The sequence below is a fragment of the Thermodesulfobacteriota bacterium genome (genome assembly GCA_036482575.1).
GTDB lineage: Bacteria > Desulfobacterota > GWC2-55-46 > GWC2-55-46 > JAUVFY01 > JAZGJJ01.
Genome location: JAZGJJ010000003.1, coordinates 1 through 22,410, shown reverse-complemented (window position 1 = coordinate 22,410; position 22,410 = coordinate 1). Strand labels below are relative to the sequence as shown.

19 protein-coding genes are annotated in these 22,410 nt (G+C 58.5%); all 19 read left to right on the top strand.

Annotated elements, in window-relative coordinates; genetic code table 11:
* The coding region (locus V3W31_00175; protein MEE9613353.1) for a radical SAM protein at positions 1-758 on the top strand (758 nt) is incomplete at its 5' end.
* A gap of 193 nt (positions 759-951) precedes the next feature.
* Positions 952-1,122, top strand: coding sequence for a hypothetical protein (locus V3W31_00170; protein ID MEE9613352.1), 171 nt, complete (start codon positions 952-954; stop codon positions 1,120-1,122).
* Positions 1,119-1,619, top strand: a complete 501-nt coding sequence (locus V3W31_00165; protein ID MEE9613351.1) for a TlpA disulfide reductase family protein — start codon at positions 1,119-1,121, stop codon at positions 1,617-1,619. Before V3W31_00170 ends, V3W31_00165 begins: the two co-directional genes overlap by 4 nt.
* Positions 1,616-3,103 carry a cobalamin-dependent protein gene (locus V3W31_00160; protein MEE9613350.1) on the top strand — a complete coding sequence of 496 codons (1,488 nt, stop codon included), beginning with the start codon at positions 1,616-1,618 and terminating at the stop codon, positions 3,101-3,103. Before V3W31_00165 ends, V3W31_00160 begins: the two co-directional genes overlap by 4 nt.
* A gap of 63 nt (positions 3,104-3,166) precedes the next feature.
* A complete protein-coding gene (locus V3W31_00155) occupies positions 3,167-4,537 on the top strand; it encodes a radical SAM protein (GenBank protein ID MEE9613349.1) in 1,371 nt (456 codons plus the stop codon).
* A gap of 34 nt (positions 4,538-4,571) precedes the next feature.
* Positions 4,572-5,597 carry a cytochrome c biogenesis protein ResB gene (locus V3W31_00150; protein MEE9613348.1) on the top strand — a complete coding sequence of 342 codons (1,026 nt, stop codon included), beginning with the start codon at positions 4,572-4,574 and terminating at the stop codon, positions 5,595-5,597.
* Positions 5,594-6,406, top strand: coding sequence for a cytochrome c biogenesis protein CcsA (gene ccsA, locus V3W31_00145; GenBank protein MEE9613347.1), 813 nt, complete (start codon positions 5,594-5,596; stop codon positions 6,404-6,406). The genes V3W31_00150 and ccsA overlap by 4 nt, the downstream gene beginning before the upstream one ends.
* 243 nt (positions 6,407-6,649) lie before the next feature.
* Entirely contained in the window at positions 6,650-8,008 is a 1,359-nt protein-coding gene (locus tag V3W31_00140) for a hypothetical protein (protein MEE9613346.1), read from the top strand.
* Entirely contained in the window at positions 8,005-10,119 is a 2,115-nt protein-coding gene (locus tag V3W31_00135) for a hypothetical protein (protein ID MEE9613345.1), read from the top strand. The genes V3W31_00140 and V3W31_00135 overlap by 4 nt, the downstream gene beginning before the upstream one ends.
* A 173-nt stretch (positions 10,120-10,292) precedes the next feature.
* Positions 10,293-10,778: a hypothetical protein gene (locus V3W31_00130; protein MEE9613344.1), complete on the top strand. Its 486-nt coding sequence runs from the start codon at positions 10,293-10,295 to the stop codon at positions 10,776-10,778.
* Positions 10,779-10,846: 68 nt separating this feature from the next.
* Entirely contained in the window at positions 10,847-12,532 is a 1,686-nt protein-coding gene (locus tag V3W31_00125; protein ID MEE9613343.1) for a hypothetical protein, read from the top strand.
* A gap of 165 nt (positions 12,533-12,697) precedes the next feature.
* The gene (locus tag V3W31_00120; protein MEE9613342.1) at positions 12,698-13,513 is read left to right on the top strand and encodes a hypothetical protein; all 816 of its coding nucleotides are present in this window, start codon (positions 12,698-12,700) and stop codon (positions 13,511-13,513) included.
* A gap of 14 nt (positions 13,514-13,527) precedes the next feature.
* Positions 13,528-14,964: a peptidyl-prolyl cis-trans isomerase gene (locus V3W31_00115; GenBank protein ID MEE9613341.1), complete on the top strand. Its 1,437-nt coding sequence runs from the start codon at positions 13,528-13,530 to the stop codon at positions 14,962-14,964.
* 60 nt (positions 14,965-15,024) lie between these two features.
* Positions 15,025-16,926 (top strand): cytochrome c3 family protein, encoded by a 1,902-nt coding sequence (locus tag V3W31_00110; GenBank protein MEE9613340.1) that lies wholly within the window; start codon positions 15,025-15,027, stop codon positions 16,924-16,926.
* Positions 16,913-18,175 carry a cytochrome c3 family protein gene (locus V3W31_00105; GenBank protein MEE9613339.1) on the top strand — a complete coding sequence of 421 codons (1,263 nt, stop codon included), beginning with the start codon at positions 16,913-16,915 and terminating at the stop codon, positions 18,173-18,175. Before V3W31_00110 ends, V3W31_00105 begins: the two co-directional genes overlap by 14 nt.
* A 20-nt stretch (positions 18,176-18,195) precedes the next feature.
* The gene (locus V3W31_00100) at positions 18,196-19,098 is read left to right on the top strand and encodes an NHL repeat-containing protein (protein MEE9613338.1); all 903 of its coding nucleotides are present in this window, start codon (positions 18,196-18,198) and stop codon (positions 19,096-19,098) included.
* Positions 19,098-19,838, top strand: coding sequence for a c(7)-type cytochrome triheme domain-containing protein (locus V3W31_00095; protein MEE9613337.1), 741 nt, complete (start codon positions 19,098-19,100; stop codon positions 19,836-19,838). Before V3W31_00100 ends, V3W31_00095 begins: the two co-directional genes overlap by 1 nt.
* 311 nt (positions 19,839-20,149) lie before the next feature.
* Positions 20,150-21,439, top strand: a complete 1,290-nt coding sequence (locus tag V3W31_00090) for a hypothetical protein (protein MEE9613336.1) — start codon at positions 20,150-20,152, stop codon at positions 21,437-21,439.
* Between the two features lie 701 nt (positions 21,440-22,140).
* The coding region (locus tag V3W31_00085; GenBank protein MEE9613335.1) for a hypothetical protein at positions 22,141-22,410 on the top strand (270 nt) is incomplete at its 3' end.

Here is a 22,410-nt window from a genome sequence, read left to right as displayed (position 1 = left end):
CGCACCTGGGCAAGACGTTCCGCGCCAGGTCCCCGGAGAACGTGGTGGATGAATTGGAGGAGTGCGCGCGCATGGGCATACACGACTTCCTCTTCTACGACGACACCTTCACGGTAAACAGGCAGAGGGTCGTGGCTATATGCGACGGGATAGTCCGGAGGAAGCTCGACATAGGATGGGACATAAGGGCGAGGGTTGATACCGTCACAGAAGAGATGTTAAGGGCTCTTAAGGCGGCCGGATGCCGGGGGATACACTACGGAGTGGAGGCCGGTACCGAAAAGATACTTGAAGTGCTCAATAAGAACATAGGCATCGGCAGGGTGAAGGAGGTCTTCGAACTTACCAGGAAGTACGACATACCGATACTCGCCTACTTCATGATCGGGAACCCCACCGAAACCGAGGAGGATATCCATGAAACGTTCGAGGTCATGAAAAGTCTTAACCCGGATTACGTGCACATGACCATCCTTACACCCTTCCCGGCCACCAGGATCTATTACGACGGCCTCAAGAGCGGGGTTATAAAAAAAGATTACTGGCGGGAGTTCGCCGAGGAGCCGACCCCGGAGTTCGTGCCCCCGCACTGGGGCGAGATATTCACGAGGGAAGAGCTCGGCGAGCTGCTCGTAAAGGGGTACCGTGACTTTTACCTGAGGCCGTCCTATATACTTAAGAGGATAACGAAGGTCAGGAGCTTCGGGGAGCTTAAGAAGAAGGCCGCGGCGGGGTTGAAGGTCTTTGGAATGCACTGACCCGCCCGCCCGCCGCCGGGCGCCATCGTATACGTGTGTTTTCCCTCGAAAACCCTTCCAATACCGGTAATGCGCGTGATATAATAATAATATTTCGCGAGTGTGAGGAGTAGTGGTGCCCGAAGATATCCGGAACGAAAAATGCCCGACATGCGGACACGTAAAGAACCCCGGGAGGGGCCGCTCCACCTGTATGGCGGTAGGCGCCGTTGTGGGGCTCGGCGTGGGCACGAGCTTTGTGGCCTACTGGTTCGGGACCTACGCGGGCTTCTTCCACAATATGGCGTTGATCCACGAGATAGCGGGTACGCTCCTGGGTATCCTCGGGGGCTTTATCGTTTGGACCATGAGGAAAAATAGATGAGGCTTTACCCCGCGTACGCGTTTACCGCACTCCTCATCCTTGCCCTGCCCGTCGCTATCGGATGCTCGAAGGACGCCGGAGGCTACGCCCCGGATTTTAGCGTAACGGTTGTCGGCGGCGGCGGCGATGAGTGGCTCGACAGAAACATAAAGCTCTCGGACATGAGGGGCACGCCGGTCGTCGTCCACTTTACCGCGAGCTGGTGCAACGCCTGCAGGAGGATATTCGGGACCATAACCGACGACTACGACGGGGTCTTCGTCATGGGCGTGGGCGTGCTCGACAGGAAGTCCAACATAGTGGAGTTCGTGAGGGCCCAGGACCTCCCGGCCCCGGTCGGCTACGACGAGGACGGCACCATAGCGTACGACTATAACGTTACGACACTCCCCTTCACCGTCTTCATAGACAGCGAGGGCAGGGTGGCCGAAAAGGTCATGGGTACCGTGGAGGGGGAGCGGTTGAAAGAATTGATGCTTAAGATTACACGGACATGAAGAAGCGAGTTCTCTTCATAACGCCGCCCTACCACGCGGGTGTGGTCGAGGTCGCCGGCAGATGGGTCCCGCTCCATATGGTCTACCTCGCCGGAGCGGCGCGTAAGGCCGGGTTCGAGCCCGTCATATACGACGCCATGACCAAGGACGTGGGCCACGGCGAGATAGAGGCGAAGATAAGGGAGCTGAAACCCCACTACGTCGTCACCTCCGCCATAACGTGCACCATTACCGACGCGCTCCAGGTGCTTGAAACGGCCAAAAGGGTCAGTCCGGACGTTAAAACCATCCTCGGCGGGATACATCCGACCTTCATGTACGAGGAGGTCTTTTCCATCTCCGATAACGTTGACTTAATAGTAAGGGGCGAGGGGGAGAAGACACTCGCCGAACTCCTCCGCGCCGTCGAGGCGGGCGGCGACCTTTCCGAGGTAAAGGGCGTTGCGTACGTTAAGGACGCGGTGGTGGTCGCGACCCCGGAGAGGCCGCTTATGGACGCCCGGGAGCTCGACCTCCTCCGGAAGGCCTGGGATCTCCTCGACTGGGAGGACTACGACTACTTTATCATCCCGGACTCCAGGCTCGGGGCGATCGATACCTCGAGGGGCTGCGACAAGGAGTGCACCTTCTGCTCGCAGCGCAAGTTCTGGAGGGAGAGCTGGCGGGCGAGAAAACCCGAAGAGCTCGTAAAGGATATAGCGCTGCAGAAGGAAAAGTTCGGGGTGAACGTGGTGCTCCTGACCGACGACTACCCGACAAAGGACAGGGCCAGGTGGGAGAGCTTTCTCGACCTGCTGATAGAAAAGGACATGGGCGTCTACCTCCTTATGGAGACGCGGGTCGAGGATATCTTAAGGGACAGCGACATACTGCCCAAGTACCGTAAGGCCGGCATCATCCACATATACGTCGGCATAGAGGCCACCGACCAGTCCACGCTCGACCTCTTCAAGAAGGACGTAAATGTCGATGACGCGAAGGAGGCATTAAGACTCCTTGACCTGAACGGCATAATCACCGAGACCTCGATGATCCTCGGCCTTCCTGGCGACACCAAAGAGTCGGTCGAAAGGACATTGAAACTCGCAAAGGAGTACAACCCCGACTTCTGCCACTTCCTTGCCATAGCCCCGTGGCCCTATGCCGATATGTACGAAGATCTCAAGGACAGAATAAAGGTCTTCGACTACAGGCGCTACAACCTTATAGACCCGGTGGTGGAGCCCGAGGGTATGACGCTCGAGGAGATAGACCGCGCGATAGTGGACTGTTACAGGCGATTCTACATGGATAAGCTCCGGGAGGTCGTTAATACGGCCGACGAGTTCAAGCGGGACTATCTCCTGGAGTCCATGAGGCTAATGATGACGAACTCTTTCCTCGTCAACAAACTCGGGGACCTCGGCAAGATCCCCGAGGAAGTGGAGAGGCACCTCAGTATCCTGAGAGGCCCCGAAAAGAAGGCCGCCCCGGCGTCCGGATAGCTTTTTCCCCTTCCTCCCGGGCCGTATGGCTGGCGTTCCCTGAGAGCTTTTAAACACTACCGGATGAAAATAACACTCATCTCCCCGCCTTTCGGCGAATACGTAAAAACGAACAGGCTGGTCTCTCTCGCGCGGCTCGATGAGATACAGAAGAGCGAGGGTTTGCCCATCGCCCCGCCGGTACTCGAATACCTGGCGGGCCTTACCGAGAAGGTCGCGCCCGGGGTGGAGGTCGAACTCATCGACGTCAACCGGGAAGACCTCGACCCGGATGCCATAAACTCCGACCTTGTCGGCATTACAGTGCTTACTCCACAGGCCCGCTGGGCCTACGCTACAGCCGACAAACTCAGGGAGAGGGGCATTAAGGTGGCGCTCGGCGGGATGCACGTGACCGTGCTTCCAGGCGAGGCCCTGGCCCACGCCGACGCCGTCGTAACCGGCGAGGCCGAGGGTGTGTGGGGCGAACTCCTCGGCGACCTCGAGGCGGGCAAGCTCAAACCCGTCTATAACGGCCCCCAACTGCCGCTCGACTACATACCGAGGCCGAGGAAGGGCCTTCTGAAGACCAGGTACCCAATGGGCTCCTTTTTTACGGCCAGGGGGTGCCCCTTTAAGTGCAGCTACTGCTCGGTCTACAAGTTCTTCGGCAACAAGATAAGGCACAGGCCCACCGGGGAGGTCGTCGGCGAGGTCTCCTCCAGCCCCTACCGGATGCTATGGAACGTGGACGACAACATATGGGGGGCCGGGATAGACAGGTCCATAAAGCTCTACATAGAGCTCTACAAGGAGCTTTCGGGGATGAGGAAGTGGTGGATAGGCTCCGGCGACCTGGTGAGCGCCCAGCACTCAAGGGGGGAGGAACTCCTCAAGTGGGGCAGGAGGAGCGGGCTGACGCTCGTTATGGTCGGCTGGGAGTCCGAAAATATCGAGAGCCTCAAGGAGTGGAACGCCCTTATGAAGCAGGGTAGTGACAGGGTGGACGCGATAAAGAAGATACAGGACCACGGCATAGACATAATGATGTTCCTCATGCTCGGCGGCAGGAAGGACACCCCGGACGACTACAGGCGGGCGCTCGATATCTGCGACAGGCTCGAGGTGATGCCGCACCCCATGCAGGTAACTCCGTTTCCGGGGACGGACCTGTATGAAGAGTACCGGCCTTACCTTATCCCCGAAAGGGGGTGGGAGTACTATAACGGCAACAGGGCCGTCTTCTCCCACGACGACCCGGCGATGAGTGTCGAGTGGAGGGAGAAAGCGCTTTTCTGGCTAAGGGCCGAGGCCTTCAGCACCGGGAGGATACTCAGCCGCCTCTGGCACCTGAAACTCGGAGGGTTCCCCATGACCCACCTGACCTCGGCCATGCTCCAGATACCGATGGGCAGGTCTTTCCGGGAGATAAGCGAAGGGAACCCGTATGTCTGAGCGGGCCGGTCCCCTGCATTCCAAAGGTTAATGGATGCTTAAAAAGGTCTTCGGTTTCCTCGGCTCAAAGGGGTTTTCGATCGGTCTTCTTGTAAGCGGGGCCGCGTACCTGTTCTACCTTACGATCCTCGGGGTTATGGACGTAAGGACACCCCAGTCCTTTATGGTGTGGGGCCCGCTTGCGGTCTGGGGCGTCCTCCTGGTCATAAACCTCCTTATAAACCTCCTGACACGGGACTACGTCTACAGGGGGAACCAGATATTCCATATAGCGCTCGTTATCGTCGCCGTTGGGTGCGCGCTGAGCTGGTTTTTGCGCTTCAGCGGGGACATGGTGCTTACCCAGGGCGATACGTTCTTCGGGGGGAAGGCCGATTATGCGCGTTATCGGCCAGACGATTCTTTCGAGCGCCTTGCCCCGAACCTCTCCTTCAGGGTCGAGGAAATAACCCCGGAGTTCTGGGGGAACAGGGTCTACTTTACGGGGCTCGAGGCCCGTATCAAGTACCCGGCTGAAACACTCGCCGAGAGCGCCAGTGTATGGCTTAACGGTGGGCCGGAGATGGACGGGGCCAGGCTGAAGATAGAAGGGTTCGGTCTTTTCCCGGAGCTGCTGGTCGAAGAGGGAAAAAAGGGCAGGCCCGTTCAGAAAGGGGTTGTGAGGGTAAACCTCTTCCCCCCGGGAAACGAGGGCATACTCTATGTGAAGAGCTACAGGCTGTACGTGCGGGTGTTGCCGGACCCGGGCTCCGAAGAGGGAGAGCCAGGGAGCCTGAGGGTGAACTTGAAGGAGCCGGTCTTCCGCTTGAGGGTCGAGTGGTTCGGAAGCACCCTCTATGAGGGGACGCTCGTAAGGGGAGAGACGGTGAGGTTCGGCGACCTGGCCGTTACCTTTACCGGACTCAGGTACTGGGTTGGAATGACAGTTATAAAGGACCCGGGAGAGACGGTCGTATTCTCCGGGTTCGTCCTTGCGTTGGCCGGGCTCGCGATGAGGCTGTACCCCCGGCCCCGAAGGCCCCGTAAGGGCGGAGGGGGGGAGGGGGGGGAGGACCTATGAGCGGCCTTGAGTGGGCGATATATATAGCGGGGCTCGGCCTCTACGCCGTCCTTTCGGCCGTGCTCGCCGGTAGAGTGTGGGGGCGGTGGGGCGCCTCCGTAAGCACGTGCCGTGCCCTCTGCCTGTCCATACTCCTCCTCCACGGCCTCTTCGCGGCGCTTCGGTGGGCGGCCACCTCCCATCCCCCGATACTCGGGACCTTCGAGGAGACCATGGCGGCCTCATGGGCCATAGCTCTCTTTACGCTCCTTATCGACAGGGAACTGCGGCTTGCCCCCTTTACCATACCCTTCGCCCTCCTGATATGCCTTTACGGCCTCTCGTTCGACGTCGGCGGGAAACCGCTCGTAATATCCGAGCAGAGCCTGTGGGTGTACTTCCACGCGCTCTTTGCCTGGATAGCCTGGGGGTTTTACGTCCTGGGCTTCGCCTCGGCCGCGGCCCTTCTGATCGGGAGGCGTTGGGAGGGAGTGGTTTCAGGGGAGGGGTTCTTCGAGCGGGTGCTCTTAAACTGCCTCCTGAACGGCTTTATCGCCCACACCGTTATGTTCGTCCTCGGCTCTTACTACTCATCAAGGCTTCACGGCTCCTGGTGGGTGTGGGACCCGGTGGAGTATCTGTTCGTGGTCTCGTGGTTTGTCTACGCCGTCGCGATACATGGAAGGGTCTTCTACGGGTGGAAGACCATGAGGGTGGCGGTATGGTTCGTATGGGGCTTTGCGGCCTCACTCCTGCTTTACTGGGGACTGGTGTACTTCCCGTGGGCGACCTATCACGTATTCGACCCCGAGATGAAGGTGCATATGTAGGGCCGCTACCCGAAAGGGTACTATACCGTTATGCGGAATAGAGTTGCAATGACAGCGTCCTGTGTGGTATTTTTTTAGAGATATCCTCTCGATATGGGGTGAGGTGCCCCCAGCGAGGAGGTTTCGCCTCTATGGGCTATTTTTTTGTTATGGAGCCCTTCAAGGGAGTGGTTTATGCGGGTGAGGGTCTTACGGTTCTTATATTTGATGTCGATTCTTGCGCTCTCGGGATGCGCGCAGCTTATGGAAGACGTTTCTCCACCCTACCCGCCCGGGGCCGCGAGGCTGCTCTTCTACATGCACTCGACTTCCACGAGGCCGCCGGATATCGTCTTTACGATAAGCGGTATTTACGTCCGCCGTGAGTCCGGAGACTGGGTGAGTGCGGCCGAGGGGCCTTTCGAGGTATCGGCACGGGACCTGGTCGACAGGCAGGTCCTCTTGAAGGAGGCGTTCGTGGAGCCCGGTTCTTATACGGGCATGAAGCTGGTCCTCTCCGCCGCGTCGGTCGGCAGGGGGGAAGGGCGTGCGAGCCTTTCCCTCCCGGGGGAGGGCGGAGAGGTGGTCTTGCCGCTGCGCGTCACTCTGAAGGCGGAAGAGAGCTTCGTGCTCTCCCTTGCATGGAACCCGGACAGGTCGCTCCGGAAGAGGGTCTTCTTCGAACCAGCCATAGAGGTAGAGCCGCAGGTACCCTCGGCCAGGGAAAAGCTCCTCTTCGTATCGAACAGCGGTTCGAACTATATCTCCATAGTAGACATGGACATCGAGAGGGTCGTAGCCGCCGTGACAGTGGGAAGCGCACCCATGGGCATGGTGATGGACCCGATAGGCGAGAAGCTCTATGTGGTGAACTCCGGCTCCGGGACCCTGTCGGAGGTAAGTGTGAGCCACTTCGCCGTAAGGGAGACGATAGTCCTTACCGAGGGGTTTCGGCCGGTCGAGATCGCCTACATGCCCAACCTTGACGGCGACATAGAGGGCAAGCTCTACGTGACAAACAGGGCTTCCAACGACGTTACCGTGGTCTCCACCGTAAAGAGGAGGGTCATGAACACCATCGAAGTCGGTATGTCCCCTTCGGCCATTGCCTCGGATGCGGAGAGAAGGGACGTCTATGTCACCAACGAGCATTCCAACAACCTGATGATCATAAACGCCGTAGACGATTCGGTGGCCTCCACCATCACCGTCGACAACAGGCCCGCCGGCATTATGGTCGGAGACGGCAAGTTGTACGTACTCAACGAGGGCTCCAGGAGCTTGTCGGTCGTCTCCCTGTCTTCGAGGGAGGTGGAAAAGACCGTTACTCTCCACGACCCACCCAGGAGGGGCCTGCTGGGGTTCGGCTACAGGCTCTTTGTTACGAATGCCCTGGCCGGCACGGTTTCCATTTTCAGCTCGGAGGATGTTATAAGGCGGGTCTTGCGGGTGGGTGCCGGCCCGGTAGGCATTGTCGGATACGAGGACAGGGAACGCCTCTACGTGGCGAACTCCGGGGGCGTAACGCTTACCCTCATCGACCCTCTTGCTGAGAGGGTGGTAAAGGAAATTACGGTAGGGGAGGCCCCCTATGGCCTCGTCACCGTGGACAGGATGCAGTGAAGAAAGGAGTACTTTTTATAGTTGCGGCGGCCCTGGCCTCCATTATGGCGCCGGACGCCTCGCTTGCGTCAGTAAGCGGCAGGATTAGGTGGGCCTATGACTGGAGCAGGTACGAGTCGCCCACCGGGGACGTCACCAGGAGCTCCGACGGCTCCGACCAGGACTATACCCTGGCCGTATCGAGGGCGCTGACCAATACTATATTCTTTACCGGCGGTGTCGCCCACTCGATAGACGAGCGGGACGGGAAGAAAGAGGCCACTACCTCACCGTTTTTCAGCTTACGGTTCACCCCCCCCAGGACGGCGACGGAAAAGGAGCTGTACAACTTCAAAATAAGCTTCAACAGGACGGACAGCTGGCCCTCCCATGAAACCCACGTTTCATATACCACTTTCGGGTTGGGGTTCATATCTCCCGAGCAATGGAGGCGGGTGCCGCCGTTTACCCTCGATTACAGGCGCGTACATTCAAAGACGGAGGGTTCTTCATACGAATACGATAGCGTTCACGACAGCTTCTCAGCCAATACCGGGACCCTGTTCACTGTCCTCGAGACCGACGTAAACCTGAGGTATGACTTTTCGGCATCAAGAGTTGAGGATAGGACAGTAAGCCATGAAACAAGGATGTGGCGCCATTCCGTGGCGGTGGATATGAACAGGGACTTCATGGATGGAAAGGTGCATACCACCGCCAATGTGGGGTATTCGACCAACGAGCGTACCACCGAGAGCCGCTCGGGGGTTCCCGTGCGGTTCGAGCAGGAGTTGTCCTCCTCCTCCGGCCTGGCCGGCGTGGACCTGACTCCGGCCGACGGCCCCCCCCTTCCGGCCGAGAATGAGTTGACGGACAACAACACGGGGGCTGCGGTAACCCCGACCATAGACCTTAATGCCGGTTATTGGAATACGGGGATCGACATGGGGAGCCAGAAGAGTATACACACGATATACCTCTACATAACCACGACCCCGGTGGAAATAACCGAGCTTATTAACGGTACTTACAACTTCGGCTGGCAGTTGTATACAACCAACGACACGTCCCTTACCACCTGGACGCTGGTGGGGGCGCCCGCGGTATCCTATAACTCGCTGTTCAGGAGGTTTGAGTTCGATTTTGCCGAGATACAGGCACGATACTTCAAGGTCGTGAATACCGCCGGTCAGGGGATAGACCCCATAGAGGGGACCGAGATCGAGGCCATAGGTTACCTGAACGACATACCGACAAGTGAAGTAACCTCCACCGGTGACAGGTATTACGGGGGGTTCGGCATTACATACCACCCGACCCTGCGGCTTGATATGGGTTATAATATAAATTTTGGTGAGACGCGTACGGATAGCGACCAGGGTGACAGTCGAAGGCAGACTTACATGAGCCATGGTTTTAACGCGGGATACCTCCTTATCCCCAGATATAGCGCTCGCCTTAGAGGTAGTTTTTCACAGTCGAGGGGTAAGACCACAGGGGTTGGTGTGGGGGGCAATGACAGTTTTTCCTTGTCGTTTTCCGCTCTTCCGCTTCCGACGGTGAGGACAAACGCCACGTATCACCATTCCGAGAGTCTATCGGACGGCGAGAAGATCTCGAAGTCCGACAGCATGGGAGGCTCCGTGTCCATGAAAATCTACAAGGGAGTGGACTTCCGCCTTAACGGGAATGCGACTGAAACAAAGCTCCTTGCATCGGGCACAAAGACAAACACCGAGAGCATTGGCTGGAATCTCAGGGTCGTGCCGTGGAACTTCATGAATATACGGATTAACGGGTCCAACAGTTGGACCTCCACGGATGGAACTTCCGACACGAACGATACTCTTGGTGCGCGTATCTATCTCAACCCCACGAGAGTACTGTCGTTTTCGGCCGATTTCCGTATCAGGCCGGACTCTTCCGAGAGGTATACCGCTGTGTGGTCGCCCGGGAACAAGAAGGTCCGGGTAAGGATGAATTACGCCAAGATAGGTTCTACCGACAGGTACGGGGTTACCTTCGGCTGGCGTCCGGCCCATCGGCTCGACCTGGATGGCTCCTATACCGTATCGAAGAGCGACGGCAGGCAGACGGACGTCTTCCGTGTGGTAGCGACTGTCAGATTTTGAGTTTACGGGCCCGGTGCGCGGCAAAAAAAAAGTTGCGCGTGTGATATGGATTATGTATAATGAGATAGTATATGAAAAAGTTTAGATGTAGTTTTGCGGCGCTACTGTGCATTACTCTTGTGGCGGGGTGTGGGAGTATAGGCGGTGGTATTGGGAGCAGGCTCGGGGGGCCGATGAGGTATATCAACCCCGAGGCCGACTTTTCCTATATAAGAAGGGTCGCCATACTGCCGTTCAACAACCTCGGAGGGGACAGGAACGCCGGAGAGAGGGTGAGGGGTTTCGTGACCATCGACCTTCTGTCCCGCGGCGTCTTCGATGTGGTGGAACGCGGTGAGGTTTCGAAGGTGGTACGCAGTGTGCTGAGGGGTGGTGGTTACAGCCCGGGGGCTGTCGCGGAGGCGGACAACAAGACCCTGAAACTGATAGGGGAAAAGTTGAACGTGCAGGCCGTGATACTGGGAAGCGTGGACGAGTACGGGGCCATGGTGGAGCTTTCCATGAGGATGGTGGATGCAAGCTCCGCCGTGGTGTTGTGGGAGGCGAAGAGTACGGTCAGGTCGACAAGTTTTTTCAGGAAGATAATCGGCATAGACCCCCTGCACAGGAGCCCGATGACGAGGAAGGCCGTAAGGCAGGTTCTAGATACTCTGTTGTAGGACGGAACGTGTGGTGGGCCGTCGGTTGAGGCAGGAGACGGCACCCTTTAGAAAAGCTTCGAGAGGTAATGGCCGTGGGTAAAGAGGAGAAAATTCCGAGAAATGCCGCGGCAACGCTGCGGGGGCGGAGAACCCTCTTTGCCCTCCTGTTATGCCTGTTTTCTTTCCATCTCTTACCCGGCACTTCCAACGCCGAAGTTGTAAACGTCTACATATCCGGCAACGGCGGCTACTATAGCAACAGCGGCAGCGATAACGGCAGCGGCAACGGCAACGGCAGCGGCAACTATAACGGCAGCGTCTGTTACCCCGTCAACCGCAACTACGGCGGAAGCGGTCAGCCCCTGGTCATAAAGAGTATAGCCATGCTGCCCCTTGAGAACTTTTCCGGGAGGGAGGACGCCCCGGAACTGGTGGCCGAATATATCAGGAAGGAGCTCAAGGGCAAGGGCTGGGTACTTATAACCGAGGAAGGCGTCGTTGAGCGGTTTCTCGCGAAGAGGAGGATACGTTATACCGGGGCCATAACCAGGCTTACCGCGCGTGAGATGGGCAAGGTCCTGGGCGTCGACGCCGTGATGGTGGGCTCCGTAGACCAGTATTACCAGAGGGGCACGAGGACGGTCGTAGGCGTTACGGCCCGCATGGTCAGTACCGCGGACGGCGCCATGGTCTGGGCCGACAACCTTACCTACGTGGGGCATGACTTCGAGACCGTCCTGGGGTTGGGAGTGGTAGGGTCCCTCGATACCCTCAGCGCCATGGTGACAGGCGACCTTGTAAAGAGCATCGCCGACAGGTTTTTTATAAGGGACATCGTTTTGAGCCCCTTCGAGATAGAGAGGGTCATTACCTATCCGCCCATGGCACAGGCCGGTGAGGAGGTGGACTTGAGGGTGAAGATTATGCCCATCACGGATGCGCCGAAAGAGGTGGTTGCCATGGTGGGGGGCAGGGAATACGCGCTGGCCATGGTGGGGGAGTACGAGTACGGGGGCCTTGTGGAGGTGCCGGACAGTGAAGGCCTGTACCACATCGATATTGTCGCGAGGGACCCGGCGATGACACCGTTTTCCTTTGCCGCCGCCGGGAAGGTCGTGGTAGACGACACGGCTCCGGAGGTCGTCCTCGCGCTTAACAAGAAGGTGTTTTCCCCGAGGAAGTTGGGCGGGGTGAAGCTCACCCCCGAGCTTTTGAACCGCGATGAGATCGACGAGTGGAGTATCGACATAGTCGACATCGACGGTAAGGTGGTAAGGCATGACAGGGGGTTCGGCGCACTCCCCCGGAATATTGTGTGGAAGGGGGAGAAGGACCGTGGAGGTATGGTGGAAGACGGAGACTATACCTATAACTTTTCGGTAAAGGACAGGGCCGGGAACGAGACGCTCCTTACCGACGTTTTAAGGGTGAGGAGCAGGCCGCCGGAGATAGAGGTCGCCGTGGACATGGCGGATGAGGACATAGTCATGTTCAGCTTCGACTATGACCGCGAGGAGAAGATAGAATCCTGGAAGCTTACCATAACGGACAGGGGAGGCAATAAGCTGAAGGTCATGGCGGGGAAGGGCGCTATTCCGGAAAAGCTGGAGTATACGCTCGCCCCGGAGCATGATTTGAGGAAGATGGCTTTTTCGGTCTTTGCCAAGGACGAGGCGGGCAATACGTTCAAGCTCAGAAAGGCGATACCCTCGGCCTTTGTCAACAAGACACCGTTCGCCAAGTTGAGAAAGAAGTACATGAAAGATTTTTAGAGGTAGCCGGATGTTAACGTTGCGGCCGGGTTAGACTGTCGGCGGTCAAGCCGTCCCCTGCCGGCGCTTCCGGATTAGGGGAATAAGGCGTGTTGCGGCCGTAAAAAATCCCGGCATGCCGGGATGGTTGACAAGTGTGGAGTTGAGGGTCACGGGGTTAGGATTATGAGACGCGCGTCGGCATATCTCCTGCTTCTTACTGTCGCGGTAGTGTCTCTCGCCGCCGGTTGCGGCACTACCTTGCACTCAAACCGTGGCGGTAGAGTCAACGTAAACGACTACCAGGCACCCGCCCGCGGCCAGGACTACCGGACATACGCCGCCGGATACGGCTATCCTGCATATATCCCCGGCGACGGCTACCTGGTGTATGTCCCCGGCAAGAACGACGGCTACTACGGCGGCAATGGCAATGGCAACGGCAACGACAGCGGCAATGACAGCGACAACGGCAACAGTTACGACAACGGCAACGGTTACGATAACGGCAACGGCGGCTACTATGAGGGCAACGGCTACAACGGCTATAGAAAGGTGGCCGTTCTTCCGTTTTCCAACTTGACGGAGGTGCTGGAGGCCGGGGATATGGTTGCCAGCGCATATGTCACCGAACTGTTCAAGGACGGCAGGTACCGTATCGAGGAGCCCGGCAACGTACGCCAGTTCATGATACAGGAGCGAGTGGGCGTCCTGGGTGAGATAGAGCTCGACCGGCTCAAGCTTATCGGCAGGCGTCTCAATGTAGACGCTATTATAATCGGCACCGTGCACGAGTTCCGAAAGGGCGGCTGGGGAAAGCCGCCGAGGATTTCGATATCGGCCAGGATGGTCGAGTCATCTTCCGGCCGTCTTCTATGGGCGGAACAAAGTGAAAGGGAAGGAGACGAGTATATCATCATCTTCGACTTCGGCGAGATGAGGGCGATCAGCACCCTGGCACATCGCGCCGTAAGGGAGATGGTAGATACTATAGAATGGTGACACGGACATATAGATTGCTGAATACGCCTGCCTTCGGGCCCTGCCCGGCTGGTAGATTCAAATATTGCCTGGTACTGTTTGTCGTTTTCATAACCTGCTCGGCCGTGTTGCTTCCGAGGGATTCCTTCGCGTTGTGGCCTTTTTCCACGCAGCCGAAGGAGCCGTATGTGGCCAGGGTGGACGACAGGTTTATCACGCCGACCGAGCTTTTAACCGCCATGGACCGGCGGCACAAAAGCGGCCGCGCCGGGAGGTCCCTTTCCAAAACCAAGTCTTTCGACAGACAGGACTTCAGGAAGCTGCTGAACGAGATCATAGACGATGAGCTCGTTCAACTGGAGGCCGAGAACCTCGAACTCGACAAGGCGCCCGACTTTGTAAGGGCCATGGAGAACTACTCCCTCAACCTCTCTCTCGACCGCCTTCGCCAGGACGAGGTGGTGTCCGGGGTTAAAGTGGAGGAGGGGGAGATAGAAAAGTACTGGGAGCGCATACAGGAGCTCGGCGGGGGGGCGCCAAAGGAGGAGCCGAGGGTGATGACACCTGCCGACAGGTGGCAGATAGAGAGGAAGATACGAAAAAAGAATATAGGCCGGAGGGAGCAGGAGTACTTCGTGCAGTTGCGGCAGGGGGCGAGCGTAAAGATAGACGAGGAGGCGCTGGCGAGCGCCTCACCGGATGACGCAGGGCTCCTTGACGGCGCGGTGGCATATATAGGACGGGAACCCGTGACCGCCCGTGAACTCTTCAAGGAGATGGAGCCTGAGAAGAGGGGGGATTACGGGGAAAGGAAAAAGAAGCTCGAAAGCCTCGTCGTCTACAGGCTGCTGGACAGGGAGGCACTCAGAAGGGGTTACGATAAGGAGCCGAAGGTCGCCGCGAAGATCGAAAGGTACAGGGGAAAAGCCCTTATAGACCACTTCAAGAGAAAAATCGTGCTGCGCATGGTAGAGGTTAAAGAAGAAGATATCTCGGACTATTATGAAAAGAACAGGGAAAACTACAGGCAGCCCAACAGGGTAAAGCTCAAGGTGATACATCTCAACACCTTCGAGGAGGCGGAGGTGATATACGACGACCTTAAGAAGGGCGCGGACTTTACCTACCTTGCAAAGAAGAAGTCTGTTGACACGCGGTCCGGGGCGCAGGGAGGCGATATGGGGTGGGCCCCGGTGACAGTCGTCCCCGAGGGGATCAGGGCCGAGGTGGAGGCCGCCGAGAGGGGGGCTATATTCGGGCCCTTCGAGTATCGGTACGGCTACTCTATTCTGAAGGTCCTCGGCCATGAAGAGGGCGGGTATACTGCCTTGAAGGACGTCAGGCGCGATATAGAGGTGACTATCGGCAGGGAGAGGTTCCATAGTACGCTGAGGAGGTATCTGGACCGCTTGAGGGAGGTTGTGGCCGTGGAGATAAACGAGGCGGAGCTTGAAAAGTTCGTGGGAAAGTAGGGAGGACAGGAGTTGAGACCAGCCGGGTTTTCGTTATTCATAGTCCTTGCGGCGGCCGTTTTGATCTCGGGTTGTGCCGGGACGGGGATAGTCAGGAAGTCGTGTACCGACTGCCACAAGGAGGAGGTAGCGAGGTTCAAGGCCGAGGGTAAGCTGCACCGGCCCCTGGCCGAGGGGAGGTGCGAGGGGTGCCACGTACAGCACGGCCTTCTCGGCGCGCTTGCCCTGAAGTCTCCCGGTGCCGGGCTTTGTTACGGGTGTCATGGAGGGGCCCGGGACATGCTTGAAAAGCCGCCCGTTCACGCGCCCGTGGTCGAAGGGAAGTGTCTGAGATGCCACGACCCTCACTCTTCCAGGTTCAAGGGCCTCAGGCGTCTGGAGGGCAACAATCTCTGCTACCAGTGCCATGAAAAAGGGCCTTTCGATAAAAAGACCGGGCATATGGCCGTGGACAGGGGCTGCGGCAGTTGCCACGACCCGCATTCCAGCGGACGTTCCTACGCCCTCCTTCAGGAGGGGAACGACCTGTGTCTGAACTGTCACGACCCCGCCTCCGGGGCTTCGGTGCGTGCACACTCCGGATACAAGCCCGAGGGCACGGATTGCCTGAGGTGCCATGAGCCCCATTCCCCCGGGGGGGACAGCCTTACGAGGGAGTATAGCCACCCGCCATTTTTAGAGCGCAAATGCGCCGACTGCCATAACCCCGTTGATTCGGCCGAACCCTTGAAGACAACGCCCGTGAAGGACAAACTCTGTTACGACTGCCACCGGGGGTTGGAGGAGGGTTACAAGAGGGCGCATACTCATTCTCCCGTAGCCGAGGGGAACTGTACCGTATGTCACGACCCGCACGCATCCGACCAGAAGAACGAGCTCGTCCTGGTGGAGAAGGAGTTATGCTACAGTTGCCACAGGGGCAGCGAGGAGAGGCACGAGAAGCGGTTTATCCATACGGCCGTGGAGCGGGGTCTTTGCAGCGGCTGTCACCGTCCCCACGCCTCGGACAACGAAAAGATACTCAGGGCGGTCGGCGCCGAACTGTGCTACGAGTGTCACGAACGGGACGGCTTTGTAAACGTGGCGGTGACTCATGCCCCGGTGGAGAACTCCACGTGCCTGCCCTGCCATGACGCCCACGCGTCGGATTACGAGTCCGTGCTGGTCTCCAGGGAGGACGATGCCTGTTACGCGTGTCATGTCGATGAGAGGAAGAAGTTCGCCAAGGCTATAAGGCACGGTAAGGTAAGGGAAGGCAACTGCTCGGGATGTCACAAGCCGCACGGGGGTAGTGTCGAGAAGCTCCTCAGGGCGGAGAAGGAAGAGCTTTGTTTCATCTGCCACTACGCCGAGGATAAGAAAAAGATACCCTACTGGGGTGGAGCGCACACGGTTTTCGCCGAAGGGAAATGCCTCGAGTGTCACGACTCGCACGCCTCCAACAACCCCTGGGTGCTCCGGGACGTGGGCTCCAGGCTCTGCTACAGGTGTCACGAGGAGGTGGAGGCCGGGTTGAAAAAGGCCGGGGTCCGCCACAAGCCGCTCGTGGACGGGAAGTGTCTCGGCTGCCACAGGCCCCACGGCAGCGGTATAAAAGGTGCCCTCTCGAGGCCGATGAAGAGTTTGTGCGTGGAGTGTCACGCGGACTTCGGGGCGGAGTTGAAGGAGGCGCCGTTCACCCACGAGCCCGTTGCGTTCGGGGATTGCAAGGTATGTCATAACATGCATTATACCGAGCAGAGGGGGCTTCTGGTCGCCTCCGGAAAGGTCATATGCAACAGCTGTCACGCCGACCAGGCCGGCGAGGCGTTTGTAGACGCCCACGCCGGCATCCCGACAAAGGGCAGTGACTGCACCGGTTGCCACGACTCGCATGGTTCGGCGGACAGGAGGCTTTTGCATAAGGTGAAGCACGAGCCTTTTGAAAAGGGCGATTGCGCAGGGTGCCATGAAAAGATGTAAAGCGGCTATATCAAGGCGGGGCGTACCGTCCGGGGGGGCGCTCGTCGCCGCCCTTGTCGTCGTCCAGGTCGCCTGGCTTCTGTGCCAGACCGTAGATGCCGGGATGGTCAAGAGTACAAAGGAGTTGTGCTTTGAGTGCCATCGCGACAGCGCGGCGTATATGAAGAAAGCGGTGGTCCACAAGCCGCTCAAGCTGGGGTTGTGCACCTCCTGCCACAGTCCCCACGCCTCCAGGCATTCCGGCCTTCTCTCTGATTCCGGCGGCGAGCTTTGCTATAACTGTCACGACCGTGAGAGGGGCTTTTCGGAGGAGTTCGTGCACGACCCCGTTGAGCGCGGGGAGTGCCTTGCCTGCCACGACGCGCACGCGGCAGGCGCCCGGGGGCTGCTTAAGCAGGCCGGCGGCAAGGTATGTTTTCCATGCCACCCGAAAAAGGAGCTCATGGGCCGGAAGAACGTCCATCCCGAGGTCAGGAAGGGCAACTGCTCGGCCTGCCACGAGCCCCACTCCTCCAAGAGGGAGGGGCTCCTGGCCGCGGAGAGAGGCGAGATCTGCGGGCGCTGCCACCCGGCGAAGGGTGAGCGCATTACCCGCGTACACGGGGGATATAACGTATCCGGCACGGATTGCTCGGGCTGTCACAGCCCCCACTCGTCGGACTCTCCGGCGATGTTGAAGGCCACGCTGCATAAGCCGTTCGAGGACGGGGCGTGCACGGAGTGTCACCTGCGGGGCTCCAACAAGGTTACGGGCAGCGGTACGGCGCTCTGCACCAAGTGCCATGATGAGACAATGGCCGGCTTCAACAGGATAAACAGCCACCTTATGACCCGCGGCGTGTATAACCCCTGCAGCGAGTGCCACAACCCGCACGCGTCCGACCAAAGACACCTTTTGAAGGGCAGGGAGGACAGGGTCTGCTATAGCTGCCATAAGGACACGAAAAGCTTCGTGGCCGGGAGCGACCACAGTCACCCGAAGCTGGCGCTCTGTTCGGACTGCCATACGGCTCACGGCTCTAATAACCGGTTCTTTCTCTCCGGGGGCCCCATAGAGACCTGCGCGGCGGTTGGGTGCCATCCCACCCAGGGTGCCTTCACCCATCCGGTGGGAGTGGAGACGATAGACCCGCGCTCCAAAACGCCCATGGACTGCGTTACGTGCCACAACCCCATGGGCTCTCCGGAGGAGTTCATCCTGCGTTTCGAAAAGGACAGGGAACTGTGCGTACAGTGCCACGAGGTATAGATATGCGTCGGAGGTTTGCGATGAACTACAGGACTATTATATGTGTTGCCGGGATGTTGCTTACCGGCCTTGCGTTCGCCCTCCCGGCCCATTCGGCCGGGGCCAAGCTGCTCGCCGTCATAACCGGGGACGAGTTCACCGGGATGCTCGACCAGCCCGGGGCCGTATTCTTTGACGAGGAAAAGGAGAGGCTCTACGTGGCGGATACCGGCAACGGCAGGCTCGTCTCGTTCGACAGCAAGCTCGAGTACCTCTCCGAGCTCTCCGATGACGCGATAAAGTTGCCCAGCGCCGTCGTGAAGACGGGGGGGGGGATCTTTATCCTGGTCGATGCCGAGAGGGCGGAGCTTACGCTGATAGACGTTAAAAATGAGTTGGTAGAGCCGTTTCCCTTGAAGGGGGTCCCCGCCGGGGCTGAGAGGTTCGTGCCGGGCGGGCTCGCGGTGGATACCGAAGACAGGCTCTACGTCATCGACAGGCTCAACAGGAGGATACTCGTCGTGGCCGACGACGGTTCCTTCATAAGGGAGATAACCGTGGAGGGCGAGGGGTTTATGGGGTTTAACGACGTCCGGGTCGGCGCCGACGGTTTCGTGTACGCGGTGGACTCCATTGCCGCCATGGTCTACGTCTTCGGCGGCGAGGGGGTTCTTATAACGAGCTTCGGCGGCCGGGGCGGTGAAGGCGGCCTGCGCTTCCCCGTAAGCCTTGCCGTTGACGGCAACGGGCTTATTTACGTACTGGACCGCCATGCCGGTTCCATCGTTGTCTTCGATATGGGGGGCAGGGTGGTGGAGACCCTTTCATGGCTCGGGGTAAAGCCCGGGGAACTCGACCATCCCACCCATATATTCGTAGACGTACGGGGGAGGCTGTTCACCGCGGACGGCAGCCGGGTGCAGGTGTTCCAGAAGAGGGAGTAGTGAGTTTTTTCCTCTTCCGCATCGGTCTCTTTGCGGCCGTATCCATCGCTGTCTGCGGCTGCACGAACGTAACGACAAGGGACTTGAGCGCCCCCCAACCCAACCCCGGCCTCGACACCATCCCGTATTACAGGAAGGGCTTCTCGGAGTTCTCCAGCCAGGGTGCCGTCAGGGAGCACAGGGAGGTGAAGAAGGGGAAGGCGGAGGTGCAGGCCGAGTTTGCCGCGGCCGTAAAAGAGAGGTTCGCGGGGTTTGAGTTCACCCCCGAGCTGCCGGACCCGTGGACCCCGCCAGAACCCATGGACCCGGCAGCCGTTCCGGCCGCTATCAGGGGGTTTCCCACGGACAAGTACGGCTACCCCGACTGGAGTGTCGCCGCCAGGGAGGGCTTGATACAGCCCAGCGATACCATACTGGAGGCGGTCAGGGAAAAAGGCACGGACGCGGACAAGGAGAAGGATATCCAGAAGGACATCCTCTTCAAGATAAACGACAGGCTGATGGCCGACGTGCTTTTCCCCCACCAGGCGCACACCTACTGGCTCTCCTGCAAGAACTGCCACCCCGCCATATTCAAGGATAAAGAGAAGGCCAACACGTTCACCATGTACGATATCTGGAACGGCGAGTACTGCGGCAGGTGCCACGGCAAGGTGGCATTCCAGCCCAAGGGGTTCGAGAACTGCCGGCGGTGCCACAGCGTGCCCAAGAAGGAGTTCTATGCGCCCGATACAAGGTAGGCGGCAGTCTCGATTGCGGATTGCGGAGTGGGGATTGCGGAATAAAAGAACCAATCTACAATCCGCAATCCCCACTCTGCAATCGAGAGGCGGGCACTTTTTTGTTGCGCGAAAGAGTATTTTTTTACATTTTTTTCCTTGACAGCCGGATTAAAATCTGTTAATTTAGTTTTAACAATAGGTGCCGACGATGGCAGCAGGTTTGAGGTCAGGTTTGAGGTGACGGTCGCCTCATTCAGGTGTTTTTCATACAGGGGACGTTTTTTATGATGTCAATAGGATTTAAAAATAAGGAAAAAGAGGAGGGAACTATGAGAAGCTATTATTTGCCGGCCCTGCTTGTCTGTAGCGTACTGGTGGGGCTACTCTTTGTGGCGGCCACGCCTTCCATGGCCATCCACAGGGGCGCGGGCAACCTCGTCTGCGGAAACTGCCACACCATGCACAACAGCCAGGGCAACGACGATCTCGGGGGCGCAGTCGGCGGCTCCATAATACTCTTGAGGGGTTCGCTCACGAACAGGGCGCAGATGCACCGGTTATGTCTACAGTGCCATGCGGAAGAGGGCGCCCAGGCCAACAACTCCCACAGCCCGCACGGCCAGACCGCACCGAAGGTCCTCACCGGCTTAGTCTGGAATGAGGCCACCGATATCGGTTTTATCGGCTCCGGCGGCAACTTCCGCGCGGAGTGTAGCGACCTGACAGCCCTCACGGATTGTACCGATGCAGCCGCCGGCGGCTCGCCGTATGCCCAGGGTTACGGGCACTCTATCGGCATGACGACCGTAACTCCTCCGGGCATGGACACCTCGGAAGGAGCAAGCGACGTCGCGAGCTTCAGTTGTTCGTCCTGCCACGACTCGCACGGAGCCGGCGTTGGCGGCACGAATATCACCAACACGTTCAGGAACCTGAAGAAGACGCCGCACAACTCCGGAGACACCGTAACGATCGACGCCCTTACCACCAGTTGGGTCGGCGGAGTCACCGGTACTTCCGGTAGCGGCACCTATACGCCGTACGATGGGGGTGGCGGCAAGACGCAGGCCATCTGGCCCATCTATAATACCACCGTGGAAGTCAGCCAGGCTGGTCTGACGAATCTGGCGAACGACTCTCCCAACAGCAACGCCTACGGCGCAGGCACCGGCGGTATCGCATACTGGTGCGCGGCCTGTCACGACGACTGGCATGAGGAGAACAACAACGATAACGATGCCGCTGACCTCGGTATCAGTGGCCGGGCCTCTGCGGGCGACTGGAGAAGGCACCCGGTCGATGAGACCATCCACAGTCCCGGCAACGTGCTGCAGGAGTCCGGTTCCGGTATCCCCATCATCGATACCAGTACCTACGACGCCACCGCGGCAGGCCAGGTGCTGCCGGTTGTGGACGGCAATACCACCCTTAACCAGAGGGTCTTCTACCTCAGTGCGAATGATGAAGACAGGGTATTTTGCCTGAGTTGTCACTTCGCTCACGGCGGACCCTACTACGACAACCTGAGGTGGAACTACCTCGATGCGGTTACCACCGGTAACCAGACCGGGTTGGGTATAGCGAGCAACAGGGGTTGCCAGCTCTGTCACAACAGGTAATAAGCAGGTAGCTTTTAGTTCAAAAAAAGGGAGGGGCTTTGCCCCTCCCTTTTTTTATGGCCTTTTAGAGTTCGGATTGCGGGGCCCTTGCGAAGGCAAGGGCCCCTGCCGTTTGGGGGTTACCGCGTGCCGGTCTATCGGCGTTTTGCTTTCCACCGATAACCGACAATAGATAGCAGGCAGCTGCTTTTTATTGCCCGCGTACCCGGAACGGCCACCGTGAATTTGAACACCCCTTCGACAGGCCTGTCGTGAGCCAGTCGGACGGCTCAGGGCAGGCATCATGGTGCTGCCGCACGGTTAACGCGTATGCGCCCCCACTGCAACTTCCACCCCATAAGCCACTAACGACCGTCATGAAGTTGAAACACCATCATGGTGTGCCCCGCCCCTTGACCCTCGCTCCCGGATGGGTTAGAATGAAGTGTAAAGGGGGCTGTTGAAAAACCCAACTCGGTGTCATTGTGAGCGAAGCGAAGCAATCTCGTTTTCATATAAATCAACGAGTTAGAGATTGCCGCGTCGCGACGGCCCGCTGGCCGTCGGCTCCTCGCAATGACAACTTTTTCAACAGCCCCTAAAGTCCGATATTTTCGTAGAACTCTTTTATGCCCCTTATGAGAACATTCTTATTCCTCTTCTGTTTATCCTTTATTCTGTTCCCCGGCTTGTCCGTCGCTGAGGAGGGTGGTGAGCCCGCCGTGACGGAGGCGGTCCCCGTGGAGGTCGTAGCCGAAGAGGCCGTCGTGGAGGAGGATATCCTTGACGAGGGGGGGCAGGACGAAGGGGGCCTTGAGGAGGAGGAAGAGGGGCGCATTACACGCAGTTTCAGGGTACGCTATCTCTTCAGCATCGACGGGCTTGCGACGGGCAGGCACTTCAACAGCATCTCCGCCGTGGCGCTGGACGAAACTGCCGAGGAGATTTACGTATTCGACAAGGGGAATAACAGGGTCGTGATAACGGACTGG

Bases quoted from the DNA above. Each gene is read 5' to 3' on its own strand.
- V3W31_00120 (MEE9613342.1), top strand. From the start codon at position 12,698: ATGAGACGCGCGTCGGCATATCTCCTGCTTCTTACTGTCGCGGTAGTG.
- V3W31_00140 (MEE9613346.1), top strand. From the start codon at position 6,650: ATGGAAGACGTTTCTCCACCCTACCCGCCCGGGGCCGCGAGGCTGCTC.
- V3W31_00125 (MEE9613343.1), top strand. From the start codon at position 10,847: ATGGCCGTGGGTAAAGAGGAGAAAATTCCGAGAAATGCCGCGGCAACG.
- V3W31_00105 (MEE9613339.1), top strand. From the start codon at position 16,913: ATGAAAAGATGTAAAGCGGCTATATCAAGGCGGGGCGTACCGTCCGGG.
- V3W31_00160 (MEE9613350.1), top strand. From the start codon at position 1,616: ATGAAGAAGCGAGTTCTCTTCATAACGCCGCCCTACCACGCGGGTGTG.
- ccsA (MEE9613347.1), top strand. From the start codon at position 5,594: ATGAGCGGCCTTGAGTGGGCGATATATATAGCGGGGCTCGGCCTCTAC.
- V3W31_00170 (MEE9613352.1), top strand. From the start codon at position 952: ATGGCGGTAGGCGCCGTTGTGGGGCTCGGCGTGGGCACGAGCTTTGTG.
- V3W31_00165 (MEE9613351.1), top strand. From the start codon at position 1,119: ATGAGGCTTTACCCCGCGTACGCGTTTACCGCACTCCTCATCCTTGCC.
- V3W31_00150 (MEE9613348.1), top strand. From the start codon at position 4,572: ATGCTTAAAAAGGTCTTCGGTTTCCTCGGCTCAAAGGGGTTTTCGATC.
- V3W31_00100 (MEE9613338.1), top strand. From the start codon at position 18,196: ATGAACTACAGGACTATTATATGTGTTGCCGGGATGTTGCTTACCGGC.
- V3W31_00090 (MEE9613336.1), top strand. From the start codon at position 20,150: ATGAGAAGCTATTATTTGCCGGCCCTGCTTGTCTGTAGCGTACTGGTG.
- V3W31_00130 (MEE9613344.1), top strand. From the start codon at position 10,293: ATGAGGTATATCAACCCCGAGGCCGACTTTTCCTATATAAGAAGGGTC.
- V3W31_00155 (MEE9613349.1), top strand. From the start codon at position 3,167: ATGAAAATAACACTCATCTCCCCGCCTTTCGGCGAATACGTAAAAACG.